The 14057-nt window shown below is 63.5% G+C and carries 15 protein-coding genes; 7 read left to right on the top strand and 8 right to left on the bottom strand.

Features of this window, described 5'->3' with window-relative positions:
• Nucleotides 1–261: 261 nt before the first annotated feature.
• Complete coding sequence (locus EN818_RS03635; RefSeq protein ID WP_095808322.1) at nucleotides 262–1476, top strand: AI-2E family transporter; 1215 nt, start codon at nucleotides 262–264, stop codon at nucleotides 1474–1476.
• Here the strand turns inward: EN818_RS03635 and EN818_RS03630 are convergent.
• The 3 genes from EN818_RS03630 to EN818_RS03620 form a co-directional block, all read right to left on the bottom strand.
• On the bottom strand, nucleotides 1464–2360 hold the full coding sequence (locus EN818_RS03630; protein ID WP_095808321.1) for a DMT family transporter: 897 nt from the start codon (nucleotides 2358–2360) through the stop codon (nucleotides 1464–1466). The genes EN818_RS03635 and EN818_RS03630 overlap by 13 nt on opposite strands.
• A gap of 126 nt (nucleotides 2361–2486) precedes the next feature.
• Nucleotides 2487–3251 carry an arginyltransferase gene (locus tag EN818_RS03625; protein WP_095808320.1) on the bottom strand — a complete coding sequence of 255 codons (765 nt, stop codon included), beginning with the start codon at nucleotides 3249–3251 and terminating at the stop codon, nucleotides 2487–2489.
• Between the two features lie 149 nt (nucleotides 3252–3400).
• Nucleotides 3401–3871 carry an RDD family protein gene (locus EN818_RS03620; protein WP_095808319.1) on the bottom strand — a complete coding sequence of 157 codons (471 nt, stop codon included), beginning with the start codon at nucleotides 3869–3871 and terminating at the stop codon, nucleotides 3401–3403.
• A gap of 194 nt (nucleotides 3872–4065) precedes the next feature.
• Here EN818_RS03620 and sthA point away from each other — a divergent pair, with 194 nt between their 5' ends.
• Nucleotides 4066–5454, top strand: coding sequence for a Si-specific NAD(P)(+) transhydrogenase (gene sthA, locus EN818_RS03615; RefSeq protein WP_095808318.1), 1389 nt, complete (start codon nucleotides 4066–4068; stop codon nucleotides 5452–5454).
• A gap of 17 nt (nucleotides 5455–5471) precedes the next feature.
• Here sthA and EN818_RS03610 read toward each other — a convergent pair whose 3' ends face one another.
• Nucleotides 5472–6143 (bottom strand): alpha/beta hydrolase, encoded by a 672-nt coding sequence (locus EN818_RS03610; protein ID WP_095808317.1) that lies wholly within the window; start codon nucleotides 6141–6143, stop codon nucleotides 5472–5474.
• Between the two features lie 203 nt (nucleotides 6144–6346).
• Between EN818_RS03610 and EN818_RS03605 the strand changes: the two genes are divergently transcribed.
• The gene (locus EN818_RS03605; protein WP_129552778.1) at nucleotides 6347–7585 is read left to right on the top strand and encodes an OpgC family protein; all 1239 of its coding nucleotides are present in this window, start codon (nucleotides 6347–6349) and stop codon (nucleotides 7583–7585) included.
• 91 nt (nucleotides 7586–7676) lie between these two features.
• Here the strand turns inward: EN818_RS03605 and EN818_RS03600 are convergent, their stop codons facing one another.
• Nucleotides 7677–8756, bottom strand: coding sequence for a LacI family DNA-binding transcriptional regulator (locus EN818_RS03600; protein WP_095808315.1), 1080 nt, complete (start codon nucleotides 8754–8756; stop codon nucleotides 7677–7679).
• A gap of 173 nt (nucleotides 8757–8929) precedes the next feature.
• Here EN818_RS03600 and EN818_RS32545 point away from each other — a divergent pair, with 173 nt between their 5' ends.
• Both EN818_RS32545 and EN818_RS34270 read left to right on the top strand, forming a co-directional pair.
• Nucleotides 8930–9073 carry a hypothetical protein gene (locus EN818_RS32545; RefSeq protein WP_095808314.1) on the top strand — a complete coding sequence of 48 codons (144 nt, stop codon included), beginning with the start codon at nucleotides 8930–8932 and terminating at the stop codon, nucleotides 9071–9073.
• 58 nt (nucleotides 9074–9131) lie between these two features.
• Nucleotides 9132–9263: a hypothetical protein gene (locus tag EN818_RS34270; RefSeq protein WP_095808313.1), complete on the top strand. Its 132-nt coding sequence runs from the start codon at nucleotides 9132–9134 to the stop codon at nucleotides 9261–9263.
• A gap of 48 nt (nucleotides 9264–9311) precedes the next feature.
• On the opposite strand, the gene EN818_RS03595 is transcribed toward EN818_RS34270, so the two are convergent.
• Nucleotides 9312–9680 (bottom strand): DUF423 domain-containing protein, encoded by a 369-nt coding sequence (locus EN818_RS03595; protein ID WP_095808312.1) that lies wholly within the window; start codon nucleotides 9678–9680, stop codon nucleotides 9312–9314.
• A gap of 33 nt (nucleotides 9681–9713) precedes the next feature.
• Nucleotides 9714–10967 carry a multidrug efflux MFS transporter gene (locus EN818_RS03590; protein ID WP_129552777.1) on the bottom strand — a complete coding sequence of 418 codons (1254 nt, stop codon included), beginning with the start codon at nucleotides 10965–10967 and terminating at the stop codon, nucleotides 9714–9716.
• A gap of 116 nt (nucleotides 10968–11083) precedes the next feature.
• Here EN818_RS03590 and EN818_RS03585 point away from each other — a divergent pair, with 116 nt between their 5' ends.
• Both EN818_RS03585 and EN818_RS03580 read left to right on the top strand, forming a co-directional pair.
• A complete protein-coding gene (locus tag EN818_RS03585; RefSeq protein WP_095808407.1) occupies nucleotides 11084–11749 on the top strand; it encodes a GntR family transcriptional regulator in 666 nt (221 codons plus the stop codon).
• Nucleotides 11750–11872: 123 nt separating this feature from the next.
• The gene (locus EN818_RS03580; protein WP_095808310.1) at nucleotides 11873–12844 is read left to right on the top strand and encodes a glycosyl transferase family 90; all 972 of its coding nucleotides are present in this window, start codon (nucleotides 11873–11875) and stop codon (nucleotides 12842–12844) included.
• A gap of 94 nt (nucleotides 12845–12938) precedes the next feature.
• Here EN818_RS03580 and EN818_RS03575 read toward each other — a convergent pair whose 3' ends face one another.
• Nucleotides 12939–13982, bottom strand: coding sequence for an aldo/keto reductase (locus tag EN818_RS03575; RefSeq protein ID WP_095808309.1), 1044 nt, complete (start codon nucleotides 13980–13982; stop codon nucleotides 12939–12941).
• Between the last annotated feature and the right edge of the window lie 75 nt (nucleotides 13983–14057).

Here is a 14057-nt window from a genome sequence, read left to right as displayed (position 1 = left end):
CCCTCTTGTGGGGAGATGCCCGGCAGGGCAGAGGGGGGCGCTGTCCCGCCGGCCTGTCAGTTCGATGCATCTATCAGCCCTTCGTAAGACAGATTGCGAAGGTCGTGTTCCTTCGCGCCCCCCCTCTGTCCTGCCGGACATCTCCCCCACAAGGGGGGAGATTGGCAGCTGCACCCCAAACATTTGGACTATCGCCACGATTGCTGCACTATGATCGTCCATAAGCATCCATGAACCACCGGGCAGGGGAGAAACGCCGGATTGAAGCGGGCTGAAAACCAGAAGCCGGGGCAGCGCCTGTTTGGGCTGTCGACGCCGCTCAGGGCGGCTGTCATTCCGCCGCTGTCGGCGGCGCGTTGGCTCCTGGTGCTGATCGTCGCCGCCGGTGTTTATTTCTTCCATGGCTTCCTGTTCCCAGTGCTGGCGGCGCTTGTCATCGCTTTTGCCAGCTGGCCGCTCTACCGCCGGCTGCTTGTCGCCGTCGGCGGCAGTCGCACCATCGCTGCGACCTTTGCCATCCTGTTCATCCTCACTTTCCTGGTCGTGCCGATCGCGCTTGCCGGCACCTATGCCATCAACGAGCTGCGCGAATGGGTGACCTGGGCCATCGAGACCAACCGCCACGGCTCGGTCACGCCGCAATGGATCGCGACCATGCCGGTCGTCGGCGAATGGCTGAACGAGCAATGGATGGCCAATCTCGGGCATCCCGGCGGCATCGGAGAATTGATCCAACTGGTGAGCGGCTCCAACATCGGCACCATCTATCGCGGCGCCTTGGCGGCCGGCGGTAGCGCGTTTGGCCTCCTGCTCACGCTGCTCTTCATGCTGATCGCGCTGTTCTTTGCCTATCGCGACGGCGAGTCTTTCGCCGCCCAGGTCGATCGGCTCGGCGAGCGCATCCTGCCGACGCGCTGGGAGCGCATCTCCCGCGTCGTGCCGGCGACCATCTCGTCCACGGTCACCGGCATGACCATCATCGCGATCGGCGAGGGGGTGGTGCTGGGCGTCGCCTACTGGCTGGCCGGCGTGCCTTCGCCGGTGACGCTCGGGGCGCTCACCGGCATCATGGCGCTGATCCCCGGCGGCGCGCCGCTCTCCTTCACGCTGGTCTCGATCTACCTCGCCGCCAGCGGCAAGCTGTTTGCCGGCCTGGCGCTGTTCGTTTGGGGCGCGGTCGAGCTCTTCATTGTGGACAAGACGTTGCGCCCGAAGCTGGTCGGCGGGCCGATCAAGCTGCCGTTCCTGCCGACTTTTTTCGGGCTGATCGGCGGCGTCAAGACGATGGGCTTCCTCGGCCTGTTCATCGGCCCGGTGCTGATGGCACTGCTCGTCGCCATCTGGCGCGAATGGCTGCGTGAGGTGGAATTGGCCGATGAAATGGCCCAGACGAGCCAGGCCGAGCCGGAAGGCGGCCCGCCGCAGATCGAGATGGTCGCGGAGCGCGGCGCGGCGAAAAAATCTCAGGCCGGGTGAACCACGGCCAGCGCCGCGCGCCGCTTTCGCCCCTCATGCAACTGCCACAGCGAATGCGCGACCAGCGTCACGATCAGGATCGTCCCGCCGATCAGGCTGTTGCGCGATGGAGCCTCGGCAAAGATCAGCCACACCCATACCGGGGCGAACACCGTTTCCAGTAGGTAGAACATCGCCACTTCCGGCCCTGAAATGTATTTCGGCCCATTGGCGAGGCAGAAGAACGAGATTGGCATGACCACGGCGCCGTTGAGGATGATCCACCACGGCGCGTCGACGTGAAAGCCGGTCTTCGTTACCATGATGATCGCCACGGCGAATGGCAGGATCACCCCTACGAGCGATGTGAAACCCATCTCCCTGCCGCTGGCTCGCGAGACGGTGATGGCGCAGGCAACGCAGAGTGCCGAGCACAGCGCCATGACGTCGCCGAACAGATGTCCATTGCCAATGGAGTCGCTGACAATGATTCCGACGCCGACGATCATGATCGCCAGCGCCGCGAGCGTCAGCGGCTGCGGCCTTTCCTTGAGGAATAGCCAGGACAGCAGTGCCGAGAACATTGTGGTGAAGGCGAGGATGAAGACGAGGTCGGCGGTCGAGGTGTGATAGACGCCGGTGATGAAGGCAATCGAGCCGAGCCCATAGAAGGTGGCGACGACCACGCCCAGCCGGCCCGGAATGAGCTTTGGCGCCTTGTCGCTCAACGAGCGCCAGACCGCCCAGATGACAATCGCGGCAATGAACATGCTTGCGGTGCGCAGCATCAGAATCGTCCAGGCCTCGCCATGGGCGAGCCGGACCAACGGGATGTCTACGGTCAGCGTCATGCCGCCTATGGCGGTCAAAAGCAGGCCTTTCTGGTGGTCGTGATGGGAGGACATGCGGGCAATTCTCGCGGGTGGAATGCAGGTCGCCAGGCAACCGGCGCGATAGCGAAATCTCCAGCCAGGCGCCTCAAAACTCAGCGTCGCCTGACTTGAAACAGTTAAGCTTCGACCTTGAAAAACTCAGCGACTGACCGCTTCGTCGTCGTAGCGTTCCCAACCTTTCGGGCCGAGATGCTCCTGCGGCATGAAACGCATCTTATAGCTCATCTTGCGCGAGCCGTTGACCCAGTAGCCGAGATAGACGTGGGGCAGCCCCATCGCCCTGGCGCGGGCGATGTGGTCGAGGATCATGAAGGTGCCGAGCGACCGATCCTCGAAATCGGGGCTGAAGTAGGAATAGACCATCGACAGGCCGTCAGCCATCTTGTCGGTCAGCGCCACCGCGATCAACTCGCCCTGGCCTTTGCCGGTGATGAAGCTGTCGGGGCCGCGACGCCGGTATTCGATGATCTTGGTGTCGACATGCGTGTCCTCAACCATCATGGCATAGTCGAGCACCGTCATGTCGGACATGCCGCCGCGCCGGTGGCGGGCGTCGAGATAGGCGCGGAAGAGCGAATATTGCTCGGTCGACGGCTGCGCGTCATGCATGGCGCCGATAAGATCGGCGTTGCGCTGGATCACGCGGCGCATATTGCGGCTGGCGGAAAATTCCTGCGCCAGGATGCGCACCGACACGCAGGCCCGGCACGACTCGCAGGCCGGCCGGTAGGCGATATTCTGCGAGCGCCGGAAGCCGCCTTGCGTCAACAGGTCGTTCATCTCCGGAGCCTTGTCGCCAACCAGGTGCGTGAACACCTTGCGCTCGAACTGGCCCTCCAAATACGGACACGGCGACGGCGCGGTCAGGAAGAACTGCGGCGACTGGGTCGGATGCTGCGTCATCTATTCTTGGAAGTGCTCCTACGAATCACCCTACCTTTGGCCCGGTCGGGGAAAAATTCAACAGGATTGTGGGGCAGCGACCTGTCGAAGGCCCTCATATTTGGGCACAAGGCGTCGAACCGAGCCGGCGATGGCTGTAGCGAACGCCATCAAACGTCATGGCGGGTGACCACGGTCCCCAAGAGCAGGTCGTGCAGCGTGCGCTTGCGATCGGAAAACAGCGTCACCAGCAGCACCAGCGGCGTCAGGATGACATTGCCGGCCCAAAACAACACGGAGTGCACGACTGCGGTCATGCCGTCGATGCGGCTGCCGTCGAGCTTGTCCAGACGGATGCCCATGAGCTTCATGCCCGTGGTCGCCTGGTCTTTGCTGCCCAGCGTGTTCCAGATGTAGAGAATGGCGACCAGCGGCACCAGCACGGAAAACAGCGCCCAGCCAAGGCCGAAGGTCAAGAGTCCGAGAATGGCGACCAGGATGGCGAACGGGACTGTGAGCAGCGCGACGATGAAATAGTCGAGGATGAAGGCAAAGATACGCCTCGTGCGCACGCCGCGATAGGCGCGAGTGTCCTCGAGCCTCGTGGTGATGATCTCGCCGTCAAGCACGCGCGCGTTCATATCGGTTCCTCGCAACGGCCTGAAACAGCTGTCGGCCGTCGCACTGAGATGGTGAAAACCGGCCTCGGAATCAAGGTCGGCGCTTTTCGCCGTCAGAGCAGTAAGCCAGGGCGAGGGTCGGTTGAACCGGTTGAATTCGCGGCGCGTATGGCGTTAGCTTGCTGCGGCGCAAGAAGACGCCGAGTGGGGCAGGAATGGATTACGACATGGTGGTCATCGGCAGCGGGCCTTCAGGGCGCCGCGCCGCGGTGCAGTCGGCCAAGCTTGGCAAGTCGGTGCTGGTGGTGGATCGAGGCCGGCGGCTGGGAGGCGTGTCGGTGCACACGGGCACCATCCCGTCGAAGACATTGCGCGAGACGGTGCTCAACCTATCCGGCTGGCGCGAACGCGGCTTCTACGGGCGCGGCTATCGGGTCAAGCAGGACATCTCGATCGCCGACCTGATCGAGCGGCTGCACAAGACGCTCGATCACGAGGTCGAGGTGCTGCAGCACCAGTTTATGCGCAACGCAGTCAAGAGCGCACGCGCAACCGCCAAATTCCTCAGTCCCAACAAGGTTGGCCTGACCGCCGACAATGGCGACTACAGCGAGGTCGGTTTCGCCAATGCCCTGATCGCGGTCGGCACCAGGCCGCACCGCCCGCGCGACGTGCCGTTCGACAAGACACGCGTGTTCGACAGCGACGAGGTGCTTGAGCTCAACCGCTTGCCGCGAACGCTGACGGTCATCGGCGCCGGCGTGATCGGCGTCGAATATGCCACGATCTTCTCGGCGCTCGACGTGCCGGTCACGCTGGTCGAGCCGCGCAACAGCATCCTCGACTTCGTCGACCGCGAGATCGTCGATGATTTCATCCACCAGATGCGCGACCGCGGCATGACCATCCGTCTCGGCAGCACGATCAAGGAGGTCGCCTCAAAGCCCGACTACGCCGAGGTGACGCTTGCCGACGGCCGCACCATCCGTTCCGAAATCCTGCTCTATGCCGCCGGCCGCAGCGGCAATCTTGGCAGCCTTGGCCTCGACGCTGTCGGCATCGAGGCCGACTCCCGGGGCCGCATCAAGGTCGATCCGCAAACCTTTCAGACCAGCGTCGCCAATATCTATGCCACCGGCGATGTGATCGGCTTCCCGAGCCTTGCCTCGACCTCGATGGAACAGGGCAGGGTGGCCGCTTGCCATGCCTTTGGCGTTGCACTGCCGCCGCCGCCCGAGAGCTTTCCCTATGGCATCTACGCCGTGCCCGAGATCTCCACCGTCGGCCAGTCCGAGGAACAGGTGCGTGAGAGCGGTGCCGCCTACGAGGTCGGAGTGGCACGTTTCCGCGAAACCTCGCGCGGCCACATCATGGGCGTCAACAGCGGCTTTCTGAAACTTCTGTTCTCGGTCGAGACGCGTCGCCTGCTCGGCGCCCACATCGTCGGCGAGGGCGCGACCGAACTGATCCATATCGGCCAGGCGGTAATCAATCTCGGCGGCACGGTCGATTTCTTTGTCAACAACACCTTCAACTATCCGACACTGGCCGAGGCCTACAAGATTGCCGGCCTGGACGCCTGGAACAGGATGAGCCAGGGATAGGGCACCTATTCGGCGGTTCAGCCCTTCGGTTCCGTAGCCGGTCGGCGGCCCGCCAGCCATTGCCTGGCAATGGCGGCATCGGCGTCGCCGAATTCATGGCCCGCGGCGATGATGCGCGCGTCGACCTCGGCGCCGCGCTGGCTGAGCAGCGTCACCAGGGCCGGCGCGAATGGGCCGTAGGTTTGATCGGTCGCACCGGCTATGACCAGCACCCGGGTGCCGCCGAGGGCGGTGGCCGGCGGATCGTCGAGCACCGGCATTGCTCTCAACAGAATAGCGTCCCTGACCAGGCCGGGATGGAGCAGCATCAGGCTGGAGACGAGATTGGCGCCGTTGGAATAACCGAGGAAGGCGGCCTGGGGGAGGTCAAGGCCATGGCGACTAGCCACCTCGGCTATGAAGCGGGCATAGGCGGCCGTCTCGGTGCGTATGCTCGACTGCTCGAAGCTGGTCGGCGTGATGCGCTCGAACCAGCGGAAGCCGTCGTCCTGGGCGATGCGGCCGCGCGCGGTGATCAGCGTGGCACGCGGCGCGATCTGTCTTGCCAGTGGGATGATCGTCGTCTCGTCGACGCCCGACCCGTGCAGCGCGAACAGGCATTCGCCGCTTGCGTTTTCCGGCTTCAGCAAACGATAGGCAAAGAGCAGATCCCGACGTAGCTCGCTGTTTTCGTCCGCATATTCGGACATGTTCACATCCTTTTGATTCCGTGGTGCTTTTGTTGTTTTGCCGGCTTGAAAACGGATTATTTTCGCGCTCCGCGAAAGTTGATTGAACCAGGCCCACTTCAGTCCGTTTCTGCGCCGATAGTCTCCCCGTGGGAGGAATCAAAGCGGTGCGCCCCGGGGGTCGCATTGCCCCAATGAACGACCAGCTTTGAGGCCTTTTGTCGATGACCATGCCAGTTTTGTCGGAGCGCGCTGAGCGTGTCCAGGAACGCGATACGCGTCTCAACGGTCGCCATGCGCGCGTCAACGATCGCGACACGCGTATCGATGTGCTGCGCGCGCTCGCCCTGCTCACGATTTTCATCGATCATGTGCCGGGCACTGTCTTCGAAAGCATGACCTACAAGAATTTTGGCTTCTCCGACGCGGCCGAGGCTTTCGTCCTGATTTCGGGCATATCGGTGGCGCTTGCCTATGGCGGCAAGTTCAGGCCGGGCGGGAGGCTTCTGGCGGCCCTGAAGATGTGGCGGCGTGCGGGGGTCCTCTATGTCGCCCATATCGTCATCACCATGGTGGTGATGGCGTTGTTCTGCGCCGCGGCGGTGTTCGCCCACCGGCCTGAGTTGCTGAAGCTGATCAACATCGAGCCGCTGATGAAGAACACGCCGGAAGTGCTGGTCGGCATCGTCACGCTGGGCCATCAGCTCGGCTATAACAACATCCTGCCGGTCTATGCGGCGCTGCTGCTGGCTGCCCCCGCCTTTGTGCTGCTGATCAGCTACCGGCCGGTCCTCGCATTGACGCTTTCCGGACTGCTGTGGCTCATCGCCGGGGTTTGGCAGATCGCGCCGCCGAACTATCCCGAACCCGGCTTCTGGTTCCTCAACCCGCTCTCCTGGCAGTTCCTGTTCAACATCGGCCTCGCCGCCATGCTGCATGTCAGGCGCGGCGGATCCATCCCCGTCAACCGCTGGCTGCTCGGCCTATGCGGTGTGTATGTGCTGGCGGCGGTGGTTTGGGTGCATAGCCCGCTCTGGGGCAAGGTGACGTGGTTCGACTTGCCGGTGGTGATCGGCGGCTTCGACAAGACCTTTCTGTCGCTGCCTCGGCTGCTGCATATCCTCGCCGTCAGCTACCTGATTGTCGCCTTGCCCGCGGTCTCGAACCTGTTCCGTACCAGCACCGACAATCCGCTGGCCATACTCGGCAAGCGTTCCCTGCCGGTGTTCATCGCCGGCACACTGATCGCCATGGCGGCTCAGGTGCTGAAGCTGATCAATCCGGGCGGGGTCGTCTATGACAGCCTCCTGATATCGGCCGGCATCGCCATGCAATTCGCGCTGGCCTTCTACCTCGAATGGCTGTCCAGCCTGGGCACCACTCGTGCAAAGCCGGAGCGCGAAAATGTAGCTCCGGAACGCACTGCATTCGGCGCGCGATCGGTGCCGGCGAGCGCCTACTGACGAAGGAGCGTGACACTTCGGTCCGGACTAATGTCGAACGAAGTGTTGTAGCAGTTCCGGGTTCTATCGACGTTCACCTGCTCTTGCGAGCTCAAGCCTCTGGCGCAGGGCCAGTGGAGGATCTGACGATCAATTCGAGGTCGAGCGTTTCGCGCCGCACTGTTCCATCGTAATCCAGGATCATGCGCGCCGCGCGCCGACCGATCTCGACGATGGGCTGGGCGATCGTCGTCAGTGGCGGCAAGCACAGCACGCCGTCGGGTACGCCGTCGAAGCCGATAACCGAGACATCGCCGGGAACGCTCAAGCCACGCTCGACCAGCCACTCGATCGCGACCATCGCCATCCGGTCCGACATCGCCAGGATAGCGGTGGGCGGATCGCCGTTGGCGAAGATCGTTTCGAGTCCAGCCCTGGTGGTGACCGCCTCGTTCTCGGTTTCGTAGACGGGCACCTTGGCGGTATCGATGCCGAACTGGGAAAGTTCCTCGAAATAGCCGGCAAGACGGTTGCGCGATCCGGCGTAAATCGCCGTCCCGAAACGCTCAGGCGCGACCAGACCGACACGGCCGTCGCCGAAAGGCAGCGACAGCACGGCGAAGCGGCGATGCCCAAGCTCGGCGAGATGACGGGCGGCAAGCCGCGCGCCGGCGACATTGTCGACGCCGATCATGGAAATGGTGTCGTCATCGAAGCCGAGTTCCAGCGCCACGAAGGGCAACCTGCGCTCGCGCGTCAGCTCGACGAGACGCGGGCCGCCTTCGATACAGAACAGGATAAAGCCGTCGACCAGCGCGCTCTGAATGTTCCAGGCGAGTTTTTCGTCATCTCGGGCCGACACCAGGGCAATCCCGGCCCCTGTGGTGTCACACGCTTGCGAGATGCCGGCCATCATGACGCGGGCAAACGGATCGTCAAAGAAATAGGATAGATGCTCGGTGGTGGCGACGCCAATCGCATTGACCTTGCCGGCGCGCAACAGGCGGCCTTTCGGGTCCGGTCCTGCATACCCCATCGCCTCCGCGACCGCCTTGACCCGTTCGCGCACCTCGGCGCGCACGATTTCCGGACGGCTGAAAACGTTGGAGGCCGTGCCATGCGACACGCCGGCGGCCTTGGCGATGTCCGCCAGCCGGATCGGTCGTCCCTGGCCTTCGGCGAGTGATGCCATGTCGTTCCTCCGAATCCGGTCAGGTGACAAGCATGACCGTGGAATGGTTGCCGGTCCTCTAACATTTTTGTTGGATCGATTCAAATATCGCTTGACTCTCGGGGCTCGAGGTCTAAGGTTGAATCGATCCAAGTTCGCCGCCGCAGCAGGCGGCTTTTGGCAAGGAGAGTGCCATGCATCCGGTCAATTATCTGTTCGAAGATGTTTATCACAACGATTGGGGCATCGCTTCGGCTGCGTTCAGCGAGAAACGCCGCGGCAAGGCAAGCCCGTGGAAGCGCGAACCGCGCTTCCTTGTGGGGCGCAAGCGCAGCTAGACAGCCAGTCTTTTCTATTCGGAGAAATTGGATCGATTCAACATTAAGGAGGGCAGCCATGCATCCGATTGGCCACCTGTTCCAGGACATCTACCGCAACTATTGGGGCATCTCGCCCCGGTCCGACCTGCCGGAGCGGCGCCGCGCCGTTCAACCGGCGACGCGCAAGCTGCGTTCGGAACGCAGGTAAATTGCCCGTGCGCGCGTCCGGCATCGCCTTGACGAATGCCCGATAGATCTAGCGACGCCACAGCGCGCAGACGGCGACCGCCAGCCAGCCGGCGATCAGCAAAGTGCCACCGATCGGCGCCGACATCGGAAACAGCCGAGAGCCGAGGAAGTCACGGGCAAGCAGGTCGCCGCTGAACAGCAACAGTCCGGCGAGCAGCACCAGGCTTGCGATCCTGAGGCCTCGGTTGCTGCCCGTAAGGCCGATGGCGAGGAAGACCGGGGCGTGCATCAGCAAAAACGAGGCGGCAGTGCCGGTGAAGGCGCCACCGCGGTGAGCGGCAAGCGCCGACAGCGCCACGCCGGCGGCGCCGATAACTCCGCCCGCCAGCACCAGAATGGGGTTGCCGCCGTTCGACGACTGAACTGGCAGGCTCATGGCGGATGCTCCGTGTTTCGCGTGAGCGAGCCCTCAGGACTCGCGAGCTACCAGCAGCATATGCCGCGCCCGTCGCGACTGGACAAGCCAGTTATAGACTGCTCCCAGCGCCATCAACGCCGAGGTGCCGAGGAACACTGCCCGCATGCCGAAATGACCGCCGACAAACCCGCCGGCAAGCGGTCCTGCGACTTGGCCGACATATTGCGCCGAGATCGACAGTCCCAGCACATTGCCGCCGATGCCGTCCGGAATGTTGTGGCGGATGACGCTGGTGATGCAGGGCAGCAGGCCGCCGAGCGCCAGCCCCATCAGGAAGCGCAGCCCGATCAACTGCCAGCTGTCTGTGACGAAGGCCTGGGGGATGAGCAGCAGCGCCGATACGGCGAGCGCGCCGACAACCACGTTCCAGTGACCGACGCGGTCGGCAAGCCTGCCCAGCCTTGATGAGGACAGGATGGTGCCGAGCGCCGCCGCCGCCATCACCACGCCGGCGATCATCGTCACCCGGTTCTGGTTCTCGACGAGTTGCTGCACATAGACGGTGATGATCGGCTCGATCGACATGGTGGCAAAGGCCAGCAGCATGCCCGTCGCCAGCATCGCGACGACCGGTCGCTTGTCGGGGATTTGCGACCAGCCGCTTTGCGCCTTCTTTACCGTCGCGACCTTTGCCGCTTGCGGACGCGGGTTCTCCTTGATCAGGAAGGTCGTGGCCAGGAAAGCCAGGAAGATGACGGCGCCGGAGAGCAGGAAGGTGGCGCGGATACCGATGAGCGGCGGCAGCGCCCCGCCGAGCAGCGGACCGACCAGCGAGCCTGCGGTGATGCCGGCCGACAGCACGCCTAGCGCCCAGCCCGAGCGGTGCTTTGGCGTCTGCATCGCCACAAGGATGGTCGATCCCGAGGAATAGCCGCCGGCAAAGCCGATCAGCAGTCTGAGCAGCACCAGTTGCCAGACGCTCTGCACCATGCCGGTCAGCGACATGCAGATCGCCATGCCGAAGCTCGCGCGCACCAGCATCAGCTTACGGCCGTAACGATCGCCGAGGCGTCCCCAGAGCGGCGCGACCAGGGCGGCGGCGAAGAAAGTCGCGCCATAGGCGATGCCTGACCACTGCACGATTGCCGCATGTCCTTGCGCGCCCAGCTGTTCGACGTAGAGCGGCAGGAAGGGCAGCAGCAGCGTCATGGCGATCAGCGTGCTGAACGAACCGGCGAAGCAGACGGCGAGATTGCGCCGCCAATGGACGTTGTAGTCGCCTTGGCCCGTGTCGTCCTGCCTCATCTCATGCGTGCCCTTACCGGGGTTGTTCCGGATACCATTTTGGGATACCAAATCGGTATCCGTCATGGACCTCAACCTTGCCGCTGTCAATGCGGCTCTGGAAAGCGGGAACGACGATGTCGCAGATGCAGAGCGTCGAAAGACAATTACGCGAGATGATCCTTGGGCTGGAAATCGGTCCAGGCGAGCGGCTGACCGAGCGCTGGATCGAAAACCGTTTCGGCGCCTCGCGCACGCCGGTCCGGGCAGCCCTGCTGCGGCTCGAGACTGAAGGCCTGATCGGCCGTGACGGTCGCGCCTGGACGGTGGCGCCGATCAACCTCACCGAGCTGGCGCAGATTGCCGTCTACCGCGAGGCTGTCGAGATCGCGGCTGTCCGGCTGACGGCCGAACTCCCTGATCGAGGCGGGATTGAGGTGATCGCCGCGATGCTCGATTCCTGCGACGGCGACACCCCTCGCGAGGAGTGGCACCGCGTCGGCATGGATTTCCATATCGAGCTGGCCAGGCTGTCCGGCAACGAGTTCCTTCTGAGGGCCGTGCGCGATGCGATGACGAGGCTCTCGCGCGCCCGCTGGCTTGAAGTTCGCGACGAGGCGGCGCTCCGCCGCGCCTGGGCCGAGCACCATGCCATCCTGGCCGCCGTCCGGGCCGGCGACGGCGACGCGGCCGCACGGCTTCTCTCGGCTCACATTGCCGGCAGTCGCGACCGGCTGGTGAATTCCCTGCACGACGACAGGCGGGCGCTGCGCGCCAGGGGCTTTGCCGTCGTCGCTGCCTGATCCTGTGCTGACCTCGGCGGACATTCAGGCCTGTCGCGGCACGCGGGCTTGCAAGATATTCCCCACAATGCTGTAGGAGGCGCGGGGAATTCAACGCCACCAATCTTTGAAAACGACGCACGCATGGCCTCGCCCTTACGCACCGCAGCGCGGGTATTCTATTTCATACGCAACATCACGCGCGATGTGGTGCCTCAGGCTCTCTTCCGCCGCCGCCTGGCCAGCCGGCTGCAGGAGGCCAGCCTTTCTGGCGAAACGATCCGCAACCGCGTCAACTACTACAACAGGCTAGAGCACAGCTTCGTGCCGAGCCCGACGGCGGTGCCGGCCGGCCGGATCCCCAGCTTTGGCAGCATGTACTATTACGACCTGAAGGAGTTCGCCCGCTACTTCGATCGCGACCTGCTCATCGACGTCCAGTTCGGCGACCTCGCCCACGTGCCCAAGATGCCTTCGATCGTCAAGGATCGGCCGATTGGGAATGACAATGCCAATGCCGTGATCATGAAGCTCGACAAGTTCCGCCATTTCAGAATGCCGGCGGACAGGCTGGCCTTCGCCGACAAGCGCCCGATGGTTGTCTGGCGCGGCCATCTCAACAATCCGATACGGGCCCGGTTCATCGATGCCGTGCGCGGCCTGCCGATCTGCGATGCCGGCTCGCCCAAGCCCGAAGCGCCGGCAGCGTATCGCAAGCCCTATCTCACCATCCCGCAGCAGCGGAAGTTCCGCTACATCGTCTCGCTCGAGGGCAACGATGTGGCGACGAACTTGAAATGGATCATGAGCTCGAATTCGCTCTGTCTGATGCCGCCGCCGAAATACGAAACCTGGTTCGCCGAGGCTGAGATCGAGGCCAACGTGCACTATGTGCCCTTGGCGTCCGACTTTTCGGACGTCGCCGACAAGGTCGCCTACTATGAGAAGCATCCGGCAGAGGCCCAGCGCATTGTCGCGGCCGCCCATGCCTATTGCCGCAGGTTTCACAACGAGAGAGAGGAGAGCACGGTTTCGCTGCTCGTCCTCTATAAATACTTCGTCCTGAGCGGCCAGATCGAACCGGATCCGCAAGTGTGGCGCTACATCACGGGCTAGAATACAGAAAGCGCTTCAGCGGTTTTCCGTCCGGAACTGGCGCAGGAAACGGATAGACAAAGCGGTTCCGCGACGCGCTGAACTCCAACAGCTCTCAAATATCACCGCGATCGAGCACCAGATCGGCCGGGCCGAAGCGCTCCTTGGCCGTGAACTGCTGGTGCCAATAGGGATAGAGCACCGGCGGGCGGCTGACCGCGTCGAGGCGCTGCCGCTCGTCGAAGGACAGCGTCAGGCTTGCGGCGGCAAGGTTGTCCTTGAGCTGGTCCTCGTTGCGTGCGCCGATCACCAGCGAGCTGATCGCGGGCCGCCCGAGCAGCCAGGCGAGCGCCACCTGCGCCGCCGACACGCCGCGCGTCTTGCCGATCTCGACCAGCACGTCGACGATCCGCCACAACCGGTCCTCGTCGCGGATCGGCGGTTCAGACCAGCCTGCGAGCTGCCGTGCCGTTGGGCTGTCGCGCCGATATTTGCCTGAAAGCAGGCCGCCGGCGAGGGGACTCCACACCAGAACGCCGAGGCCCTGGTCGACGGAGATCGGCAGCAATTCGTATTCCGCCTCGCGCGCTTCCAGCGTGTAGTGGATCTGCTGCGTGACGAAACGCGGCTGGTGACGTCCGTCGCTGACGGCAAGTGCCTTCATCACCTGCCAGCCGGAATAGTTGGAGCAGCCGACATAGCGGATCTTGCCCTGCGTCACCAAGGTGTCGAGCGCTGCGATCGTCTCCTCCAGCGGCGTGACGCCGTCCCATTCGTGCAGGAAGTAGATGTCGATGACGTCCGTTCTGAGCCGCTTGAGACTTCCTTCGCATTCGCGGATCAGATGATGCCGTGACAAGCCTTCATCGTTGGGCCCCTTGCCGATGCGCATGCGGGCTTTGGTTGCGATCAGCACGTCGTTCTTGCGTTTGCCGTCGAGCGCCTCGCCGATGATCTCTTCGGAAAGGCCGTTCGAATAGACGTTGGCGGTGTCGATGAGGTTGATGCCGGCATCGATGCAGGTGTCGATGATGCGCCTGGCTTGCGGCAGATCGGAATTGCCGACGGCCGCGAACGGACCGGCGCCGCCGAAGGTCATCGTGCCGAGGGTCAACGTCGAAACCTTCAGGCCGGAACGGCCGAGAGTGCGGTACTCCATGCGGTGACCTCGTGATCGAGATTGAAAAGGCGCGCCTGGGGCGCCGGAACAAGGCCGGCATTTGTAGGACAATTC

Origin of the sequence: Mesorhizobium sp. M3A.F.Ca.ET.175.01.1.1 (assembly GCF_004791945.1) — a bacterium.
In the GTDB taxonomy this organism is placed as follows: domain Bacteria; phylum Pseudomonadota; class Alphaproteobacteria; order Rhizobiales; family Rhizobiaceae; genus Mesorhizobium.
The sequence above is the reverse complement of the archived record's forward strand: the minus strand, read 5'-3'. Positions and strand labels throughout refer to the sequence as shown.